The sequence below is a fragment of the Enterococcus villorum genome (assembly GCF_007990225.1).
Lineage (GTDB): Bacteria > Bacillota > Bacilli > Lactobacillales > Enterococcaceae > Enterococcus_B > Enterococcus_B villorum.
The window spans coordinates 42,524-62,800 of sequence record NZ_BJWF01000004.1; the positions used below are offsets into that span (position 1 = coordinate 42,524).

The following is a 20,277-nucleotide window of genomic DNA, read 5'->3' on the forward strand; positions in this document are numbered from 1 at the left end:
TTGATATTCTTGAAACAGAATCTGCTGATGTATTTGTCTCTTTACTCACAGAAGAGAGTTTTTCTAAATAATCTTAACACTTTTTTGCTAGTGTCAACGAATCCTTTATCTGTGTCGATTACTTGATCTCATACCTGCAACAAATGCCACAATAAAAAACCGATTCTTCTACCCGATTGAAGATACGAGTATTTTCATCTAAAGAATAGGCATAAAAAATTGTCTGACTATTTCAATCCTTTTTTAGTAGAAAAGAAGAACAAAATAAAACGAAACATGATTAGTGGAACAAAAATGACTCGTTCTTTAATTGTTCTTCTTTCTTACTTTTTTTGCGTATTTATTTAACGTTTTTAGGTTTATTCTTTTACTTTTGCTACTTCTAATAGCTTTTCTTCTAGTACTTTACGCTCTTTTTTCCCTAATGTATATTCGATCACCGTGAACAATGTATTCGTCTCTTCCTGCATGGGTTCTCCTAAAGCTTGGGCAATTAACCTTTTGTAATATTCAGTCATCAGAGTTTCATAAATGATCGTTGATTTTTCTTTATGTGCTAGACTACGGTACATGTCCATATTAATACTGCGAGCTTTTTTAAACCTTTTTTTATCAATATAATAAAGCGTTAAATTTATTAAAAAAGTAAATAAATATTTTTCTTTGAAAGCATCTGACATTTGACGCATTCTTTTTTTGATTTTCAAATAATTGTTATCAATAAATGAATCGCTAAAAATATAAGGATATCTAGAAAGGATTTCTAGTTCAAAACGGCCATATTCCCTTACCTGCATAAAATATTCTTCAATCGTACGACATTCGTAGCGTAAAAATTCAAGTTGTAATTCTAATTTCTCACTGGTTTTCCAAAACATCTGTAAATTGAGTATGAGGTAATATAAATCAGATGTTTTTTTAAATTGCTTGCGGTTATTGGCTATTTCTTTATAGGGATCAAAGTTCTCTTCTTCTATTTTATTTAATAAATGCCGACTTTTTTTTGCTTTTTTAGGCTCTTCGATTTGATTGCGTAACCATTCGTACTCCGCTAAAGAAATATTTAATCGCTCTAAGAAAGCTTTCAGTGTAAAAAAAGAAATTTTCTTGACTGAATGGTTTTCAATCGCCACGAGTGATGTTTTTGAACAAATACCTGCTGCTAATTGTGTTTGAGTCAACTTTCGATTGATTCGAAGTTGTTTTATTAATTTGCCATCATACATAATTTTTTCGTTGTCAAAACTATAAAATGTGCTATCCATAAATTGATGCTCAAACTATCTGAACTCTTCAATATTCGCAGATGATTCATGTGAAAACGACCGTGTGACCATTTTTTATTCTCTTCCTTTTCTCCATGAATCCACAAAAGAACATTGTATATTCTATTTATTTGAACATGATTGTTCATTTATAGATAATTTTTTTGACAAACTTTTCCCTCCTTGTAACTACTATTTTTATCGTGTTTTTTTATGTTCTTTCTCTCAATACCCTGTTTTGTTCCCTTTCATTTTTATTCTTACCTTCATTGAATTTAACCATTTTTTACATGAATCGCCGTTTTTTATTCTCTTCGTTCTGCTGTTTCGATGTAAAAAATTTGTTTCATTCACTAATTACATACGCTAAAATACAAAAATTTATGAGTAATACAAAAAAACTTCTAAAAAGTTCATTCGTTTCAACTTTTTAGAAGTTTTTTGGCAATGATTCTTATTTTGTCAGATCATCGGATGGATAAAGATTAGTAGTCGTTTTATTCCCATTTCTAGAATAAACACTTGTTGACTTGTTTCCTTTTTGTTGTTCAATCGCTTCATTTTTTTCTGCTTCATTTTTTTCTGCTTCATTTTTATAGTTATATTTTTTAGGATCAATGGTCTGGAATCCTTCTGGCACATAAAAACGTAATAAATTTTCTTGGTTTAATTTATCTGATAAGCTTAAAACATTTTTTACTTGTTCTTGCTCTTTCTCTATTTCTTTTTGAATACCGGCCGTTTTTGGATCAATGATTTCCCCCGTTTGATTACTATAAGTCTTGCCATTTAAAACAGTATAATCAGGTGTCACAAAATTTCCGTTTCTAAATGCGACTACCTGATCATGCTGATCAGAGAGCAGGTCGGTCCCAAAATAAATGTAGTTTTTATCATCAATTCCTACTAAATGAAGTAACGTAGGTAAAACATCAATTTCACCACCATACGTATGCTTAATCTCCCCTTTTGTATATCCAGGAATATGAAACATCAGTGGAACTCTTTGTAATTGTGCATTATCATAAGCATCCCAAGTATCAGCATCCTTTCCTAGCGCTGTAGCAAGGTCTTTATTATCCGTATTTGATATACCAAAATGATCGCCATAAATGACAAACATTGAGTTTTGATAAATGCCAGATTTTTTCAAATACGTAAAAAATTGTTCCAATGATTGATCCAGATAATGAGCGGTACGAACATAATCATCTACAGTACTATTACCTGTATTTAAAGATGGAAAATCAAAATTCTTATCATCTGTATAATAGGGTGTATGGTTCGTTACAGAAAGGAACTTGGTATAGAATGGTTGTTGCAAATGTTCGAGGTATTGCGCCGATTCTCTAAACAAATCTTTATCTAAAATACCATAGCCTAATGTCTCATCTGTGCGCTTAAAATAAGAGCGATCAAAGAAATTATCGTAACCTAAATTTTTATAGACGTGATCTCGATTCCAAAAGCTGGCCACATTCCCATGGAACACTGCACTCGTGTATCCTTGTTGTTGTGAAAGAATCGCAGGAGCCGCTTGAAACACATTATCAGAGCCAAGTTCCGTAAACAATGAACCTTGTGGCAATCCAAACGTTCCTGTTTCTAACATATTCTCAGCGTCACTTGTTTTACCTTGACCCACTTCATGGAAAAAATTGTCAAAACTAATGGTTGATTGATTTTTATAAATGCTATTCAAAAATGGCGTAACTTCTTGGCCATCTACTTTCATGTTAATTAGAAATTGTTGAAAACTTTCTAAATGAAGAACGATAATATTTTTCCCTTTCGCTAGTCCAAATGTTTCAGGATTAGGTGTTGCATAGTGCTTTTTCGTATAAGCTAATACGTCATCAATTCCGTTGCTACTTGCATGGGCACGTACACTATTTGTCATGCCTGTTTTGATGGCATCATAGATCGTATACGCATCAATCCCAAGATATTTGACAATATAAGAACGGTCAAAAGTTCGTTGCAACAATTGCGGACGGTTTGCCTCACTAAGTGCTAAATTACCTGAAAAAATGAGTGCTGCTAGACAAGAAACCGCCATTGCAATGGGCTTAGAAACCGCTGGGCTATTTATAGGAATCTTTTTCACAAGCAACCAAATCAGTAAACCAATAAATACTAAAATATCTAACCAATATAAAACATCATGTGGCTTCATTAATGAAAATGAGCTTCCAGATAAACCTTGAGAAACTTTTGAAAAACCTAAAACAGATTTTATTGTAATAAAATCGGTAAATTCTCGATAAAAAATAATATTTAAATAGAGCAAAAGCGTATTTAAAATATCTATAAATAAAAGAAGAAACAATGCAGGCTTTATTTTTTTTACATATAAAGCTAATCCAAAAAACAACAGGGTTGTTGCAATTGGATTGATCCACAAAATAAAATATTGGATACTTCCTTCTACTCCTAATGAAAAATCAACATAATAGGCAAAAATGGTTTTCAGCCAAAAGAAAAAGCTGGCGGTCAATACAATAAACAATCGATTTTGGCACAATTTTTTCAAATGTGTCACTCTTATCACTTCTCTCTTCATTTTTGTACATTTTGCTCTTCAAAAATGAAAATTCTCTAAAAAAATGGTTATTTTAAGATTTTTTTTAGAATTAACCTGAGCAATCTGCATATATGATAAAAGAAAAAGAAAACTCAGATTGAAGGAAAAAAAGGACTCTCCCCGTTTTACTCCTTTTTTTCTTATCGCTAGTTTAAGCAGTTGAGATTTTAGCCACTTCTAACTTTCAATAAAAAAATAGTAAAATTCTGTATTTCGTTCGTGCTTTTAAGACCACCCAACCAATTGAATTACGATTATGAAACCAAAACAACTTTTCATGATACGCAACAACTAACACTTGTTGCGTATAGTAAAATGAATAGAGATTCATAGTCATGTGGTTTAAACATGCGCTTTGTATGTTTTAACATTTTTTGCAAACGTTATCAAAAAAAGAAAGTAAAGATTGTATGAAAAGAAAAATTGTGTTAACCCTAAGTATTTTGAGTTTAGGCGTGTTTTTGAGCAGTCCCCAGTTCGCAGATACTGCTGTAAACGAATCAGGACATTCTCATGAAGAGACGGTTTTAACAAATGAAAGAGTGTCCGCTGAAACATTTCATACAAACAAACGTGGGATGGGATATTACTGGAAATGTCATACTTGTGGCTATAATAGTGCCTGGCATTTATTAGCAAGTACGGCTGTTTCAGCTGCAAATAAACATGCCCAGCAGAAAAATCACGTAACGTCAGTGTTTCCTAATTGAGCGATTGAATAAAAAGTGGTCAGCTTCAAGAACCAAATATAGAACCCTTTTAGCAATCACTTATTGTCGTTCAATGTTTTTCATGCAACAAACAAGTTTTTCAAAGATTATTATTAAAATTTTGGTGAAATTTCGTTATAACTTTTAAAGAAGGCCTTAGAGTCCCCATTCTCTAAGGTCTATCTAGAGAGCTCATTGCCCTTATCATTATTTTAACAACTGTAGAGATGTATTATGATCAACTAAGATCACATAATAGTCCCCTAATTGATATCTCACTACAACAAATATCTCGCTATTTAGCTTAATAACATCCATTCCATGAATAATAGTTTTTGTGCCTGTAGGAAATCAAAAGAAATCATTTTGTTTCGATTGTATTTTTTGTTTCCCGGAGTTTATATGGTTTACAAGAAAATTTTAACACTATAAATCATATGATTCATAGTTGGCTCCATTTTTTTGTTTCGTAAAAAGTAATGTTTCTGATTTCATCATAGTGGACTTTTTGTCTATCTATATAGATACCTAGTTCATCACACCCACTAATTTTGCCAACGATATCATCAGGATAACTGCCCTCCATATCTCGTTCTTCTTTTTGAATCGATACAAGTTGATTCTTGATTATAGCAATATTTAATACCGCTGAAATTTCTTCAGGTGTCATTTGTTCTTTTGCTCTATTATGATTGCCTCTTTGCGCCTTTGCTTGATCAATTTTTTCTGTATGGTCGGATAAATAAAAACCCGTCCATTTCAATCGTCCTCGATCTTCAGACTCCATCGTCCATCATTCCTCCATTGCCACCTGCATGCCCACCGACTAACTTGCTTCGTTTGATGCTTCGTGCTCCATCTAATAATGATGAAGCATGTACAATGGACGTGAAGCCATATTTTTGTCGGATTAGGTCGATGATCTTGTCTAAGTTTTCTTTATCAATTTGTTTTTGTGGTTCACTGAATAAATCCAACTGCAATGAATCTGTATAAAAAAGTTTGCTATAAGTCACGCCAACGTGTCGAACCTCTTGTCCTTCATAATACTTATTGAATAAATAGAGACAGTAATTTTGTAATTCTTTGGTATTATTCGTGACTGGTACTTTCATCTGGTGTGAAAAACCTGGTCTTGTTTCTAAAATAGACGTTCCTATCGATAAATGGACACAACCAGTTTTACAATTGTGTTGACGTATACGAATCGCAACTTGTTCCGCCATTTCTTTGATTACCAGTTCGATTTGATCTTTTCTAGTATAGTCATTCGGAAGCACTTGCGAATTACCGTAAGACTTCTCTTTGGTTGGTTCTGGTGGGATCGCTATATCCGTTCGGTCAATACCATTCGCATGAAAATATAATTGAAGCCCTATCACCCCTAATTGACTTTTGAGTGCATAAGGATCCCAATTGGCTAAGTCTTTGATACTCATAATTCCCTTGTGATTGAGACGTTTTTTCATATGCGAACCAATTCCCCAAAAATCTGTCATTTCAGAAATATTCCAGACTTTCTCTGGAACACTTTGATACGTCCATTCAGCAATAAACTCTTCATTATTCTTTGCTTCATTATCTAAAGCGAGTTTAGCCAACAGCGGATTATCGCCAATTCCGATAGCAGCCACTAACCCCGTTTCTTTTTGAACTTGCTCCTTGATTAATTTGGCTAACTGTCTACGCCGTTCACTACGTGTTTTTGCCTTAGTAAAAAGATTTAATGATTTCGTTACTTTAAGAATTGATTCATCAATCGAGTAGATTAATAAATCTTCATCTGCGACATATTTTCTAAAAACATTGTTCACTTCAAGATTTCGCTGAATGTAAAGATTCATCCTTGGTGAGACAATGTATAATTCCTTAGGATACGGTTGTGGCAAATCTCTTGGTCGACTCACATTTGTAATGTTATATTTCTTCTTTGCTGTAGGCGAAGAAGCTAAAATTAATCCACCTCCTGTATGATCTGCTTGACTCATCACAACTAAAGGCGTTGTTAATGGATCAAGGTTTCTTTCGATACACTCAACACTCGCATAAAATGACTTAATATCAATTAGAAAATAATCATTTATCGGTTCTTTTGAGTAATCAAGCATGTTTCTCCCCCATTCCAAAACCATTATACAAACATATGTTCTTTTTTGTAAAGAAAAAAATAATAATGGTCTTTTTATAAAGCAATCATTCAGCTAAATCAGCTCATCATCATAAAAAAGAGCATCAGCCGTTCACTGACACTCTTAGTATTCAAAATATAATTTTATTTTTTCTTGTATAAAACGTAATCTGCTTTCTCTGATTTATCTATTGTTTCTAGCAGGGTGAACAACTGTTACGCACATGGAGCGCCAAAATATAGAAAGGTACGTCTTTCCCGTATCAAGCCACACTCTCTTTTAAAATCTAATAACCTGCTTTTTTATCAGTCCCTAATATTTCCCTTAAATTTAAAGCGCTCCAAAAATTCTTTGTACATGTCCTGTTCCATGCCGATTGTATCCAACAGAAAGCCTTTGTTGTCGTTCCAAGCATTAAGACCACGATAGTAGAAATCCCTATGAACATCTTTTAATACGAAAGGAACAATATTATGTTTCAAACATTCTTTAAACATCAGTAGTCGTCCTGTTCGTCCGTTTCCATCTGCAAATGGGTGAATACGTTCGAATTTAACATGAAAATCTATGATTTTTTCGAGAGTCATTGGTGAAGCATCTTGATATTCATCCATCAACTTTTTTAATTTGGGAGCAACCTCTTCAGGTGAAGCCGTCTCAATTTCTGTATAACCAATACCTATAATATTTTCAATAACCTTGAACTCTCCTACAGGCTTTAAAGGATTATCTTCATCTGAAGTCCCCTTCTTTAGAATGCCTTGAATGGTTTTAATAAGCTTCAATGTAAGTGGCTTATCATAGTTATCTAAAATGTAATCAAACCCTTTGAAATGATTTTCAGCTTCTTTGATATCATCTATTTTAGTCGCTTCTCCGTTATCAGCTGGTGGAACTAAATTATTTTCAAATATTAAAGCTGTTTGTTTTTCAGATAGCCGTGATCCTTCAATTTTATTGGAATTATATGCCATCTCAACTTGCGTAATATGATAAATACTTCCATGTATATTCCCTTTTTTCTCTAATTGAAGGCGTGTGACTAAATCTAATTTCTCAATGTCCACCACTACGGATCCCTCCTGTTCCTTGGATCGTCAATTTTTTAATAAAGCTTCAGTCATCGTTTTAGAAAAATTGATTCCCTCGTTTGTAGCACGTACATTTAACCAATGTGGAATCTTAATTGTTTTTTTATCTAATCTTTAATTTTTTAAATAATCGCTAAGTTCCACTGAAATGAATATCGAAAATTCAATTTTTGAATCATAGGACGAAAAACTTGATTACTTGTTCGTTGCGTCTTGTATGGTATCTGTTGTTTTTGTTGAACCAGCCATCTCAGGTTGATCCTCCGTCATCGTGTCAGAGTGTTCTTTGACTTCTTTCACTTCTTTATTCATTTTTATCCATTCTTTTAGTCGTGTGTCTACGACTTCGCTATTTACTTTATCAGAATAGCTGGTTATTACTTTTCCATTTTTTAATCGTGCTAATTTTTCTTTATCATGTGTTAAAAGTAAAACAGTTAAATTTTTATCGTTGAATTGATATTGTCTAAGTGAAATGGCACTCAAGACATCGTCGATATTGATAAATTGATTACTTTCCTTTTCTTTTGGCAAATAAATCTCTAATTCTCCCTTATCGTAGTTGGCTACTAATCGGTAGTCCTCCCACCAATAAGTCGAAAATTCTTTTTTAAATTTATCTACTGATTGTTTACTTGCAATGATTTTTTCTGATTCTAGTTCCGCAATATCCGCCGACATCTTTCCTGAACCAATTGCTGAGAAAATAAGCAATAAGAAAAAACCAACTAACCAAAAGAGAAGAAAAGGCCGTTTTTTTCTCATACCTTCCTTCACTCCTATTCAATTTTGCCTATTCCATTATATACAAAAAATGAAGAATAAAGACAGAAAAGTTATTAAATAATTTTCATTATTTTTATTTAATAAAAAAACCTCATCAAATAAGTGCTTGAAAGGAGAAGTAGATTCAAGATATAATTCTTACTAAAATAATTTTTGTCATCGATTGGCTAGCAGGAAAAAGATAATAATCATTAATTAACCTATAGAATTATTTTGAAAAAATAAGTTCAGCACACGAATATAGGCTTTATAACGCACAAATAATGAATAATCTTTATCTTTTTTCCTGGCCACTCTCTTTTTATTTGATTACTTGAAAATTATGATTAACCTTCGCTTTAATCGTTTGATGTTTTCGTAAATAGTCAGCAATTAATTCTGTCATATCAATTGGTATTTCTCGAATAATTTTCTCTGCTGAAAACATTTGATAATTTCCTCCACCAACTGCTCGATACTGATTCATGACCACTTCCAACTCTTCCTCAGGTTGGATCTTTTTTCCTTCTTTTTCTAGCTTCGTAATCCTTTGTCCTACAGGCATACTCAAGTCAATCAAATAGTTAATCCCTTCATACATATCATAGTTATAATATTGGGGTTTAGGTTCAATAAAGGCTTTATTAAAAACGATCTCCTCTGATTCTACAGCAAGATAATTTGCTGTTTGCTCTAACGCATCTCTTAAATCCTGACCCGTGATTTTAAGGACAGCCAATGTATTCGGATAAACATAATTGGTAATAATTTCACGCATGGTGATTTGTTCACCAAAGCCTTTTCCTTCATTATTGAATAAAGCTGTCCCGGAAATCTTGGTCTGACTAGCCTCCATCTGCACACGATTAATAAACTCAATGTAAGGATGTTCTAAGACACGTGCCTGCATTGGATCTGTGATTTGCATATTTCCATGGACTTTACCAACTGTTTGATCAAGCCATGTTTCTAGTTCAGCTTCTGTCTTTTTCACTAAATCTAACGTTTCCTTATCCGTTTTTACATTCTGCATGGAAACCAATTCTGCTTGCCCATCAGAAACACGATATCCCTTTTCAGTTTGTTGAAGCGTCAAAGTGATTTTCCCTAAATATTCTCCTCGATAACCTGGTTGTATCACAGGAATACCTTGCCATTTGGTGGCAATCACTCGGTGCTGATGTCCCGTAATAAATGCATCTATTCCAGCTACTTCCTCTAAAAGTTGATATCCTTCATTTTCACCAGTCAATGCTTCTGTCGGATTGCTGGTCTCTAAATCTCGCTCAAAACCACCATGGTAGGCAACGACCACAATATCAGCCAATTCTCGAAGTTTAGGTACATAGTACTTCGCTGTTTCAACTGCGGAGACAAATTGTAACCCTTTAATTGTTTCAGGTTGTTCCCAGTGTGGGATATATTGCGTTGTTAACCCTAAAATTGCCACTTTGATGCCTTGTTTTTCACTTATCACATAGGGTTTACCAAAATAAGGCTTCCCTTCTTTATCCAGAATATTCGCAGAAAGTACTGGGTGGTGATAGCTTGCAATTGCTGTTTTTAAATAGGATAATCCATAGTTAAATTCATGATTTCCTAAGACACTTGCATCTATTGTTAAATGATTTAACACATTTGTTAATTCTGTTACGCTATGCTTTTGACTTTTTGCTAAATAATAGCTGTATGGAGAACCTTGAATAAAGTCGCCATTATCAATAACAAATACTGGGTCAACATTTTCTCGCCGTATTTCCTTGATTTTATTGGCAAGTTTCGCATAGCCATAAGGTTGCTCTTGATCGGTGGCATAATTTGTTGGAAAAATATAACCATGAACATCACTTGTTGCTACTAATGTTATCTTCATATTTTATCCCCTATCTCATTCATCAAACATTTAGGACTAAAGCATTCAAGCTAAAGTCCTAAAATCATCCTTATTTTATTGATTCCATGCATCTTGTAATTGCGTTACCGAGTTTTTGATTAATTTATCGGTGTCTTGATTTGTATTTGACAAGATATTTTCCATAATCGAACGCACTTCATTATAAGCAGGATCAGCATTTTCCACTACTGGTATGGAAAATAAGTCTGAAGTTGCTGCTTCTAAATGTTCTGGAACTTTTGTCTCTGTTGAATTTTTGTATTCATCACTTTCAAGAACAGATTCAACAACTGGCATGTAACCTGTCATATTTGCCCAGTAAAGTTGATTTTCTGGTTGTGCTAAAAATTTCATGTATTCAAAAGCTGCTGTACGTTGTTTTCCACTTGCACTACTGAACATGTAAATATCTGTTCCTTGTTGTAAATTGATTTTTTCTGGACGTGGAGCAACGTCGTATTCAAATTTTCCTTCTGTATCTTTCTTTACATAGCCTTCTCCAGCAATTGATCCAATAAACATCGCGACTTGTTCATTTGCAAAAGGACCAGATAAGTATTTATCAGAACCTGCCATTCGGAAGTAGCCGTCTCTGACCCCATCTGCATAATAGTTGATCACTTCTTGTGATTCTTTGCTATCAAATGACAATTTTTGATCAAAATTAATCCCTTTATTTTTCATCCCAATCGCATAATAGTTGTTTAAAGAATCAAATCCTGCACCAACTACTTTTCCATCTGATTTTTCAAAAATCGTTTTTGAAGCTGTCTTTAATTCATCCAACGTCGTAGGAACTTCTACACCATATTTTTTTAGTAAATCAGCATTATAAAAGAGCATTTCGGTCGACTTATTGAAGGGAATTCCATACTGTTTACCATCGATCTTCGCCCCATCTAATAGTGCACTGCGAATCTCTTCTTGATCGTTCCAACCAATTGTTTCATTCTTGATATATGGGTCTAAATCAACCAACATCTCATCTTGCGCTGCACTCCACAGCCATCCGGGATAAGCTTGGGTAATTGTTGGCAAATCTTTTGGTGAAGGCAAAGTCGAATTGATTTTTGCTTGTAGGTCAGAATATTGAGATTGATTTTGTAATTCTACTTTGATCGTAGGATTTTCTTTCATAAAATCATTCGTTAATTTGGTCAACGCTTCTTCTTGCGCACCATTCATCGCATGCCAGAAATTGATGGTTGTATCTTCTTTTAATTCTGTGACAATTTCTGAGCTTGAACTATCCACTTTATCATTCTTTCCACAAGCACTTAAAGCCAATACTGCCGCTGTAGCCAAAAACACTGAAGCCCATTTTTTCATCATCATTTTATTTTTTACGCTCCTTTTTCTCTTCATAAAATAATTTGATCGCCACGTTTTGGTAAAATTCTTTCCCCATAAGGATTTTCTAACTTTTCAGGTTTTAACGTATGAATTGGAACGAGCAATTTCGGTTGTATCTTATCAATAATTGTTCCTAAATCTTCTGGAAAGGCATGACCAGAAAGAGACAACCGAACAAATTCAATTTGCTTTTCTTCTAAAAGCTGTAAGAAGACAGCATACTGTGGATCAAAATCGCCTAATGGTTGTGCATCACTATGAATATATAAACCTCCTCCTTGTAAATTTTCTATATTATCAACAACTTGCCAAACAAAATTAGTTCGGTCGTTGCGTAAAACCTCATAGGAATATTCTAGTTCTGGTTGAAGAATAGGAAGAACTGGATTTTTTGGTAAGTAGTAATAAGGAACATCTATTCCTAAAACTTCTTTCATCAAAGCAGCCATATTTGCTTCTAAAACCAGCGTTCTTGGCGAATGTTTGACCAACATTTCAAAGCGTTTCACATTTGCTGGATAACCATTAAATGTTATTTGACGCTTGGGGTGTTGTTTCACTAATTGACAAAAAGCCTCTACTAATTCTTTTTCTGACGTTACTTTTATTTGATTGTCTTCTTGCTGTTTCTCAGGAAAACTAATGCTAACACCTTCCATCATCAGTAAATCAGCATGAAAAGCCTTTTTACAAAAATTTTCCGTTAACTGGCGATCATAACCATGAAGTCTCAAATCTCCTGTATAAGCAATCGTATGCTCAGGTGTATGAATCAACAAAGCAGCAGCACCATAGGCATCATGATCAACTGGAATAATCTCTACCTTAATTTCTCCTACTTGGACTGTATCAAATGGTTCAAGTCCAATCATTTCTCGCACAAATCCCTTCTTCTCAAAGGGGGACGAAATTAAGAAATCCCCATTTTTGTGAAGGGAATGCAAGATTTTTTTTGTGTCATCTAATATGTATAAAGGAATCGCTGGATCAAGGTAATTGATCATTTTCGAATGGTCTAAGTGTGCATGAGACAGAAAAACCGCCGTATGTTGAACTTTTTTCGTTGTTTCTTCTTGAATTAGATCGTTAGTATTACTCAAACGTTTATCGTAAATACCATTCAAATGAGGAATTAACCGATGATCCAATAACGTTCTTAAAGATTCGTCTACTAAATCTAATTCGGGGCGATACTCTGTTCCAAAATCAAAAAAAACATGGGCATCGCGATAAGCAACTTCAATAATCGTTCCGCCAATCGTTAAAATCCCGCTGTGGAAAGTGATCACTGTTTTATCCTTTGATACCATTCTTTGCCACTCCTCGTATAATTTCTTTTCTAAACACTAAATAAATAATCAAAATAGGAAGAACCGTTAGCGTGGCTGCGGCCATTTGTAAATGAACATCACTCCCACTTTCAGATGTAAACGCAGCTAATCCATTATTTAACAATCGATATTTTTTCTCATTCGTTACAAGCAATGGCCACAAAAATGAATTCCAACTTGAAATAAATGTTAAGATTCCTACAGTTACTAGGGCAGGTTTAGACATAGGCACTAAAATTTTCCAAATATATTCTAAATCGCTAGCTCCATCAATTTTGGCTGCTTTATAAAAAGTACTAGAAATACTCTTCAAATAACCGTTTAAATAGTAAATGTAAAAAATACTTGTTAAAAAAGGAATGATCAATGCACTATAACTATTCAGTAACCCCATACGTGAAATCGTATTGTAATTTGTAAATATAATTGATTCATAAGGTACCATCAATAAAGAGATCATGACACCGATAATGAACTTTTTAAAACGAAATTCTAGGCTTGTTAATGCAAATGCAGCTAAAACAGAAGTAATCACGGTAGCGATCGTCGTCACTAATGAAACGAAGACAGTATTCAAGAAATAGCGTAAAAATGGCGCTTTTTCAAATACTTGAACGTAATTCTCCCACCGAAAAGATTCTGGAATAAACGTTGGCGGAATACTCGTTGCTTCACTGTAAGTCATCAACCCAGCTAAAATCATATAAATAAATGGGAAGAGCGTAATCACTCCTAAAATACCGATAAAAATCAATGAAAGCACTGTCATAAGTTTCTTCATCCTCTTCTCCCCACTTTCTTCAACAATTGATTTTGAATAAAGGTGATCAATAAAATGACAAAGAATAAAATAACAGTTGCAGCCATTGCAATTCCCGGTCTACCAGCAATATGAAATTTATCATAAATATAAAATACTGCGGTTGTGGCACTCTTGGCGATTCCCGGTTGACCACCAAACAACGCATAGACTTGTGTATAAACTTTAAAAGCACCAATAAGATTGACTGTCAATAAAAAGGTGATGGTTGGCACAAGTTGTGGAAAGGTGATTCTACTGAAGATTTCCCAAGCATCCGCTCCGAACATCCGAGCAATTTTATAATGTTCTTCATCAATATTTCTTAATCCTGCCAGTAAAATAATGATGTTAAAAGCTAAACTCGTCCAAACACCAAAAATGATCAATGTCGTCATACTCATTGAGACATTATCTAACCAATTGATTGATTCAAATCCAAAAAAATTCAAGAAATAATTGACGATCCCGTAAGACCCATTAAAAAAATAACGAAAAACAATCCCAATGGCGATCGTACTAGTTACATAAGGCATGAAAAATATAGTTTCAAAGAAAGTTTTGTGTTTTACTTTTTCAAAAATCACCCAAGCAATCCCCAATGAAAGAAGTAACGAAATAGGGACAACCGTAAAAGCAAACAGTGCTGTGTTCCGTAAAGCTTTCATAAACACTGGATCCGATAGCACACGTTGATAATTTTCAATTCCCGCAAATTGCTGATTAATCAAAGAACCTTTTTGAAAACTCATGGCTAAAGAACGAAATAATGGGTAAATACTGAATAAAACAATAATGACCAAAGACGGCAATAAAAAGAACCAAGCTTTTGGTTGATTTTCTGGATGGTATGCTTTTTTTAACATCAGTACACACGCTCCCCTTTGTCATCAAAGATAAACATCTTTTTATATTGAAAATCAAATGAGAATACTGCACCTTCTTCCATCATTTCTTCAATAGCAACAATGGATTTCAAGCGTTTAGAAGCAAGCATAAAGTTTAAAATTTGTTCACGCCCGATTAATTCAATACCAGAAATTTTTGCTTCAAATAGCCCCTGGTTAGTAGGAAAAACATCTTCTGGACGGATTCCTAATACATAGTGACCGTCAGCTAACGATTTTTTTAATCTGGTTGTATCAAGTGTTGATAGCGGAAATTCAAATTCAGAATGAATGATCTTCCCGTTTACGACTTCAATCGGCAATGTATTTATAATGGGATTTCCAATAAAATTGGCAACAAATAGATTGGCTGGATCCAAATACAAATTTTGTGGGATATCATTTTGTTGAATGATACCTTCATTTAGTAAAATAATTTTATCACTGATAGAAAGGGCCTCTTCTTGATCATGAGTAACAAAAATCGTTGTGATTCCTACTTCTTTTACCAAGCGTCGGATTTCTTCACGAATTTTCAATCTTAAACGTGCATCTAAATTACTCAATGGTTCATCTAGTAACAACACTTCTGGTTTTTGGACTAAAGCACGAGTGATCGCCACACGTTGTTGTTGACCACCTGATAAAGTTCCTGGTTTTTTGTCTTGCAGTTCTTCAATATTGGTTAATTTCATGTATTCTTGAGAAATTTTTTTTGCTTCTGCTTTTTTAATCTTATTTTCTCCAACTGGTAGAGGGAACATGATATTTTCTAAAACAGTCATATGGGGATACAACGCATAATTTTGAAAAACAAAACCAATATTACGATCTTTCGGTTCAGTTCGTACGACCGATTCTCCATTAAAACGAATATCTCCATGACTGGGACTTAATAAACCCGCAATCAAATTTAAAATGGTTGATTTTCCACAGCCACTGGGACCTAGCAAACAAACAAGATCTCCTTTTTCAATTTGAAAATCAACTGATTTTAGTGCTTCAAATCCATTATCGAATACTTTTTTCAGATCGATAACCTCAATCATTTTTCCTAGCCCCTCACATAATATAATTTCTTTTTATAGGTATTGACGAATATTGCTCTCAAACCAATGTTAATGTTTCGATGTGTAGATTGGTTTAATTCTGTGTAAATATCTTGAAAAGAAATACAACTAGTTTATGGTTTAGCTCCTCCCTTCAAATTATAACGTTCGTATTTTAAAGTTTTAAAAACGATTACAATTGATTTTTTCGAATAAAATAAAGCAAAAAGCATATTTACTTAATAAAGATATCAAATAACATTCCTTATTTATATATATTTCAGAGCGTTTTCATTGTATTCTAATTTTAGTAAAAATAAAAAGTTTTACCTATTCATTTGGATAAACCAATAGGTAAAACTTTTAGACTTTATATGACTAGTTCATTTGTATCCGATAGATTCTTGAACCAATGACCAGACTTTTTGATGGTACGCTTGCCATCATTTGATAAATCAACAGAAATAAATCCATAGCGATTTTTGTAAGCATTGGTCCAGGACCAATTATCCATACATGTCCACATATGGTAGCCTAGACAATTCGCACCTTCTTCAATTGCTTGATGAACATATTTTAAATGTTCTTGAACAAATTCGATTCGGTAATCATCATGTATCATTCCATCTTCTTGAATAAAACGAGCTTCATTTTCGACACCCATCCCATTTTCTGAAATGAAACAATCAATATTGCCGTAATTATCACGGACATTAATCAAGATATCATATATCCCTTTTTCATAAATTTCCCAACCACGATAAGGATTCATTTTGCGTCCAGGCATAGCGTAATTGTCAAAATAATCTTCTGGCATGGGCCCGTTTTCTTTATCAACTGGCGTTTCTTTTGCTTTGATTCTTCTTGGTTGATAATAATTGATACCTAGCAGATCAATGGTATTTTCTTTAATGATCGTCAAATCCCCATCTTTCACATCAGGCATCATATCCAATTCTTTGACAATAGCGATTAATTCTTGTGGGAACTCGCCTTTGACTGCCGGATCAAGAAAAGAACGATTGAAAAAGGCATCAGCAATCAATGCTGCTTTTACATCTTCAGGGTTATTTTCATCTCTAGGGTAACTTGGTGTTAAATTCAAAATAATGCCAATTTGTCCCTCTAAATTCATGGCATGATACGCTTTGATTGCTAAGGCAGAAGCTAGTGCTTCATGATACCCCACTTGAATTGCTTGTTTCATATCTGATTCTTCTGGATAATGCCAGCGGTAAAGATACCCTGCTTCCACTGGAACAATCGGCTCGTTATGAGTAAACCATTTCTTGATTTTCTTACCAAATAATTCAAAACAAATTTTTGCATAGCGTTCATAAGCATCAACTGTTTCCCGATTCAGCCACCCGCCTTTTTCTTGAAGAGGCATCGGCATATCGAAGTGATATAAATTAACGAACGGCTCAATCCCATTGTTAATCAATTCATCAAAATAATCATGGTAAAACGCCACAGCTTTTTGATTAACTTCACCCGTACCATCTGGGATTAAACGACTCCACTGGATCGAAGTCCGAAAGCTATTATGTCCAGTCTGTTTCATTAATTGAACGTCTTCTTTATATTTCGTATACACTTGTGAAGTTTTTCCTGGTCCTACTTGATCAAAGAATTTCTCAGGTTCTTTACTAAACCAATAATCAAAAATATTTTCCCCTTTGCCATCGCCAGAAACCCGTCCTTCGGTTTGTGGTCCACTTGCTGCTGATCCCCACCAAAAATTTTCGGGAAATAGATAATTTGTCATAATTGCACCTTCTTTTCAGTCTTTCGGTTGATTTGTTTTCAGCCATTTTTTTAGTTGGTTCCTCATCAATATAGCAAACGTTTTCTCGATATACAAGACTATTTAGAAACCGTTTTTTTATTTAGCCATTATTCTTTTTATTTGCCATTTTTTCTAGGATTTTCTATTCATCAAATCATCCGAATAAAAGAGGAAAAGTTGACATTCAAAAAGAAATGAGCTTGAATAGAAGAGACATATTTACCTATACCAACATTCTTAGACTGAACCAACTATTCCAATTATCTATATGTACATTTCATCTATATGTATGTTGTTAGACATAGCAAAATCGATCACACAATCAAAGGCGAATACCTTTCAAAAGAAAACCCACATGTATTCTCGACTGTGTCATAAAATGGAGGAAATATTTTGAAGAAATTAATCATCATGTTTATTTCACTTTTCAGCTGCTTCACTTTGTCTGGTTGCAGCCTGTTCACAAGCTCCGATCAAACAGCAGAACAAACAACCGATTCATCTATTTTACAAGCAGAAAAATCGGATATCGTTAATAGTAATTATTCATTAAAAGTCCGCAAAGACATGAATTTAGTTAGCGGACAAATCACTTTTACTGAAAACAAAATGGAATGGATACGCACGTATACACAAGAAGAAAAAGATACATCCAGCACTTCTCAAAACAAAACAATCTTAACGGACATCAAAATAACTACCAAAGCAGACACCTATACCATTTCCGGTAAAGAAAACGGTCAAGAAGTAACCATTCCCTTTAAAAAAATCGGAAACTACCGAATCGAAGACCCAGACGGAAACATTTATAGTTTGTAAAAGGTTGTGACAGAGCCGGTTAACTCTGAGTAGTAAGGAAACGCCAGAGAAAATGGCTCTTTCATTTTTTCTGGCTTTGACTTACTACCGAAGAGTTGGCTCTGGAACACCATGGATAATGTTGTGAACAGCATGGTCTGCTTCAAGAATTAAGAACGAAAATACGAAAATAGCTCCTCATATTTTTGGACTTAATTCCGTATAAGCAATGCTGGGAACACCGTGAATAAGGTTGTGACAGAAGCGTTTTAAAATAGCGAGCGAAGAAATGGAATCTTATAGTGGCTAAAGACGATTATGAATTTAAAAAAGCAGTAGTTGAAGCGTATTAGAACGGAAAAGATCGGTATTTGACGATCGCTCGTCGTTATGGTATCTCATCTGATTCTACAGTAAAAGAAGTTAAAAGGTTTCTTTAAATAATTGTTTTAAATATTCTTATTTTTGATTATTCATGATTCCCCCTTCCATAAAATAAAAAAGAAGAGGAAGCGGATACGCCCCTCTTTAGAAAAGGCGTACCCTTTTCTATTCAATCTTAAATTCTCTTGATTAATTTAATCCTCGTTCATAATGCGACCATACAGACAGAATGGTCACCATTTTTGCTTCAGTATCTACGCTATACACTAATCGATGCTGTATGTTCATTCTTCTTGAGTAATAGGGAACACCTACTAATTTTTCATAAGGCGGTGGTGTTTGAAAAGGATTTTCTCGAATCACCTTAATTAGTTCATCAAACTTTTTATGCAATCTCACTGATTTCAACTTTGGTAAATTTTTTTTGCATTTTTTTAATCTCTATAGTGAATCCCAATCAATTTCACCCAACTCTTCTGTGTCTTCATTCTCGTGACGTTTAATTTGGTCGAGAACACCTGTATTTTGTAGATACAACGTTTCTTGAAACGCATTCCAATCAGATTTACTAATCATCACAACACTTTCGTTCTCGTTTTTTGTACTAACAATTTCTACTGGCTGATTATTAGATACTACATGCTTAATCAATCCATAAAAATTATTGCGAGCATTTGTTAGTGTAATAATTTCCATTTTATTCACATCCATTATTTTTTTCTACACCAATTATAATGTACGTTTAAACGTACGCCATTTTTTTATTGAAGATCGAATAAAATAAACACGGAAAAAATTAGTAGTCTACTAAAAAAAGAACTTCCTACTGATTGATTCGTTGTAAGCATTTCCATCAATTTTCCTTATTTCTCAAATGTTTTAGTTTCATTTACTTCTTTCTCAGATAAAATATTTAGTACTTTATCGTAAAGTTTGAATTATTTCTCGAAGATTTTAATAAAGCAAAACAAATAGAAAACTTCACTTAGAACGGCAAATCCTCATCGCTAATATCTAATGTTTGTCCACAACATGGATTTTTTGAAGCTTTAAACCTGTTTTTATTAGTAGTGTTTGTTATGACAGAAGCGGTCAGCTCCGAGTAAATAAGAAGTGATTTTCTAAAATAGCTTCCCATATTTTTGAAAATCAGAGCTTATTGTTGAGGAGTTGCTTCTGGAACACTGTCAATAGGGTTACGAAAAGATCGGTTTGCATCCAGCTGTAAGAGTAAACTGAGAGTGTTGCATGTTCTACATTTTTTTAGTTATTCCTTTTTTATACTCATTCTCTGAGCATAAAAAGTAACAATTGAGCTTGACAAATAAATAATAAGGAAGCCATTTTTGACGGTATTACCTCTTATTTTCCTACTGAATGAAGGGAAATAGTTAATTTCTCTTAATTTTTTTGGTTTTTATAGGATTTTTCTGTTATATTGGGTAAGCA

At 33.8% G+C, this 20,277-nt stretch carries 17 protein-coding genes; 2 read left to right on the plus strand and 15 right to left on the minus strand.

Features of this window, described 5'->3' with window-relative positions; genetic code table 11:
• Nucleotides 1-359: 359 nt before the first annotated feature.
• Nucleotides 360-1,226, minus strand: coding sequence for a helix-turn-helix domain-containing protein (locus EVI01_RS03120; protein WP_025480674.1), 867 nt, complete (start codon nucleotides 1,224-1,226; stop codon nucleotides 360-362).
• Between the two features lie 493 nt (nucleotides 1,227-1,719).
• The gene (locus EVI01_RS03125; RefSeq protein WP_010751628.1) at nucleotides 1,720-3,807 is read right to left on the minus strand and encodes an LTA synthase family protein; all 2,088 of its coding nucleotides are present in this window, start codon (nucleotides 3,805-3,807) and stop codon (nucleotides 1,720-1,722) included.
• 497 nt (nucleotides 3,808-4,304) lie between these two features.
• On the opposite strand from EVI01_RS03125, the gene EVI01_RS03130 reads away from it, so the two are divergent.
• Entirely contained in the window at nucleotides 4,305-4,559 is a 255-nt protein-coding gene (locus EVI01_RS03130) for a hypothetical protein (protein WP_244150171.1), read from the plus strand.
• Nucleotides 4,560-5,001: 442 nt separating this feature from the next.
• Here EVI01_RS03130 and EVI01_RS03135 read toward each other — a convergent pair whose 3' ends face one another.
• The 11 genes from EVI01_RS03135 to gmuD form a co-directional block, all read right to left on the minus strand.
• Nucleotides 5,002-5,346 (minus strand): hypothetical protein, encoded by a 345-nt coding sequence (locus tag EVI01_RS03135; protein WP_010751630.1) that lies wholly within the window; start codon nucleotides 5,344-5,346, stop codon nucleotides 5,002-5,004.
• Complete coding sequence (locus EVI01_RS03140; protein ID WP_010751631.1) at nucleotides 5,336-6,667, minus strand: Y-family DNA polymerase; 1,332 nt, start codon at nucleotides 6,665-6,667, stop codon at nucleotides 5,336-5,338. Before EVI01_RS03140 ends, EVI01_RS03135 begins: the two co-directional genes overlap by 11 nt.
• 326 nt (nucleotides 6,668-6,993) lie before the next feature.
• Nucleotides 6,994-7,758 carry a Fic family protein gene (locus EVI01_RS03145; RefSeq protein WP_010751632.1) on the minus strand — a complete coding sequence of 255 codons (765 nt, stop codon included), beginning with the start codon at nucleotides 7,756-7,758 and terminating at the stop codon, nucleotides 6,994-6,996.
• A gap of 216 nt (nucleotides 7,759-7,974) precedes the next feature.
• Nucleotides 7,975-8,544 carry a hypothetical protein gene (locus tag EVI01_RS03155; protein ID WP_010751633.1) on the minus strand — a complete coding sequence of 190 codons (570 nt, stop codon included), beginning with the start codon at nucleotides 8,542-8,544 and terminating at the stop codon, nucleotides 7,975-7,977.
• Between the two features lie 322 nt (nucleotides 8,545-8,866).
• Nucleotides 8,867-10,417, minus strand: a complete 1,551-nt coding sequence (locus EVI01_RS03160) for a bifunctional metallophosphatase/5'-nucleotidase (RefSeq protein WP_010751634.1) — start codon at nucleotides 10,415-10,417, stop codon at nucleotides 8,867-8,869.
• A 75-nt stretch (nucleotides 10,418-10,492) separates the two neighbouring features.
• On the minus strand, nucleotides 10,493-11,773 hold the full coding sequence (locus EVI01_RS03165) for an ABC transporter substrate-binding protein (RefSeq protein WP_010751635.1): 1,281 nt from the start codon (nucleotides 11,771-11,773) through the stop codon (nucleotides 10,493-10,495).
• A 26-nt stretch (nucleotides 11,774-11,799) separates the two neighbouring features.
• On the minus strand, nucleotides 11,800-13,101 hold the full coding sequence (locus tag EVI01_RS03170) for an MBL fold metallo-hydrolase (protein ID WP_010751636.1): 1,302 nt from the start codon (nucleotides 13,099-13,101) through the stop codon (nucleotides 11,800-11,802).
• A complete protein-coding gene (locus tag EVI01_RS03175) occupies nucleotides 13,085-13,903 on the minus strand; it encodes a carbohydrate ABC transporter permease (protein WP_010751637.1) in 819 nt (272 codons plus the stop codon). The genes EVI01_RS03170 and EVI01_RS03175 overlap by 17 nt, the downstream gene beginning before the upstream one ends.
• Nucleotides 13,900-14,787, minus strand: a complete 888-nt coding sequence (locus EVI01_RS03180) for a carbohydrate ABC transporter permease (RefSeq protein ID WP_010751638.1) — start codon at nucleotides 14,785-14,787, stop codon at nucleotides 13,900-13,902. Before EVI01_RS03180 ends, EVI01_RS03175 begins: the two co-directional genes overlap by 4 nt.
• On the minus strand, nucleotides 14,787-15,857 hold the full coding sequence (locus EVI01_RS03185) for an ABC transporter ATP-binding protein (protein ID WP_010751639.1): 1,071 nt from the start codon (nucleotides 15,855-15,857) through the stop codon (nucleotides 14,787-14,789). The genes EVI01_RS03180 and EVI01_RS03185 overlap by 1 nt, the downstream gene beginning before the upstream one ends.
• A gap of 370 nt (nucleotides 15,858-16,227) precedes the next feature.
• Nucleotides 16,228-17,625, minus strand: coding sequence for a 6-phospho-beta-glucosidase GmuD (gene gmuD, locus EVI01_RS03190; RefSeq protein WP_010751640.1), 1,398 nt, complete (start codon nucleotides 17,623-17,625; stop codon nucleotides 16,228-16,230).
• A gap of 414 nt (nucleotides 17,626-18,039) precedes the next feature.
• Here gmuD and EVI01_RS03195 point away from each other — a divergent pair, with 414 nt between their 5' ends.
• Nucleotides 18,040-18,465, plus strand: coding sequence for an LptM family lipoprotein (locus EVI01_RS03195; RefSeq protein WP_010751641.1), 426 nt, complete (start codon nucleotides 18,040-18,042; stop codon nucleotides 18,463-18,465).
• Nucleotides 18,466-19,017: 552 nt separating this feature from the next.
• On the opposite strand, the gene EVI01_RS03200 is transcribed toward EVI01_RS03195, so the two are convergent.
• Together EVI01_RS03200 and EVI01_RS03205 are read right to left on the minus strand one after the other, a co-directional pair.
• Nucleotides 19,018-19,227 (minus strand): Txe/YoeB family addiction module toxin, encoded by a 210-nt coding sequence (locus EVI01_RS03200; protein ID WP_306453263.1) that lies wholly within the window; start codon nucleotides 19,225-19,227, stop codon nucleotides 19,018-19,020.
• Nucleotides 19,228-19,269: 42 nt separating this feature from the next.
• A complete protein-coding gene (locus EVI01_RS03205) occupies nucleotides 19,270-19,524 on the minus strand; it encodes a type II toxin-antitoxin system Phd/YefM family antitoxin (protein ID WP_010751642.1) in 255 nt (84 codons plus the stop codon).
• Nucleotides 19,525-20,277 lie beyond the last annotated feature (753 nt).

What these genes read in the sequence shown, in the direction of transcription:
- EVI01_RS03120 (WP_025480674.1), bottom strand. Translation starts at nt 1,226, where the DNA reads ATGTATGATGGCAAATTAATAAAACAACTTCGAATCAATCGAAAGTTG.
- EVI01_RS03135 (WP_010751630.1), bottom strand. Translation starts at nt 5,346, where the DNA reads ATGGAGTCTGAAGATCGAGGACGATTGAAATGGACGGGTTTTTATTTA.
- EVI01_RS03140 (WP_010751631.1), bottom strand. Translation starts at nt 6,667, where the DNA reads ATGCTTGATTACTCAAAAGAACCGATAAATGATTATTTTCTAATTGAT.
- EVI01_RS03155 (WP_010751633.1), bottom strand. Translation starts at nt 8,544, where the DNA reads ATGAGAAAAAAACGGCCTTTTCTTCTCTTTTGGTTAGTTGGTTTTTTC.
- EVI01_RS03160 (WP_010751634.1), bottom strand. Translation starts at nt 10,417, where the DNA reads ATGAAGATAACATTAGTAGCAACAAGTGATGTTCATGGTTATATTTTT.
- EVI01_RS03165 (WP_010751635.1), bottom strand. Translation starts at nt 11,773, where the DNA reads ATGATGATGAAAAAATGGGCTTCAGTGTTTTTGGCTACAGCGGCAGTA.
- EVI01_RS03170 (WP_010751636.1), bottom strand. Translation starts at nt 13,101, where the DNA reads ATGGTATCAAAGGATAAAACAGTGATCACTTTCCACAGCGGGATTTTA.
- EVI01_RS03175 (WP_010751637.1), bottom strand. Translation starts at nt 13,903, where the DNA reads ATGAAGAAACTTATGACAGTGCTTTCATTGATTTTTATCGGTATTTTA.
- EVI01_RS03180 (WP_010751638.1), bottom strand. Translation starts at nt 14,787, where the DNA reads ATGTTAAAAAAAGCATACCATCCAGAAAATCAACCAAAAGCTTGGTTC.
- EVI01_RS03185 (WP_010751639.1), bottom strand. Translation starts at nt 15,857, where the DNA reads ATGATTGAGGTTATCGATCTGAAAAAAGTATTCGATAATGGATTTGAA.
- gmuD (WP_010751640.1), bottom strand. Translation starts at nt 17,625, where the DNA reads ATGACAAATTATCTATTTCCCGAAAATTTTTGGTGGGGATCAGCAGCA.
- EVI01_RS03205 (WP_010751642.1), bottom strand. Translation starts at nt 19,524, where the DNA reads ATGGAAATTATTACACTAACAAATGCTCGCAATAATTTTTATGGATTG.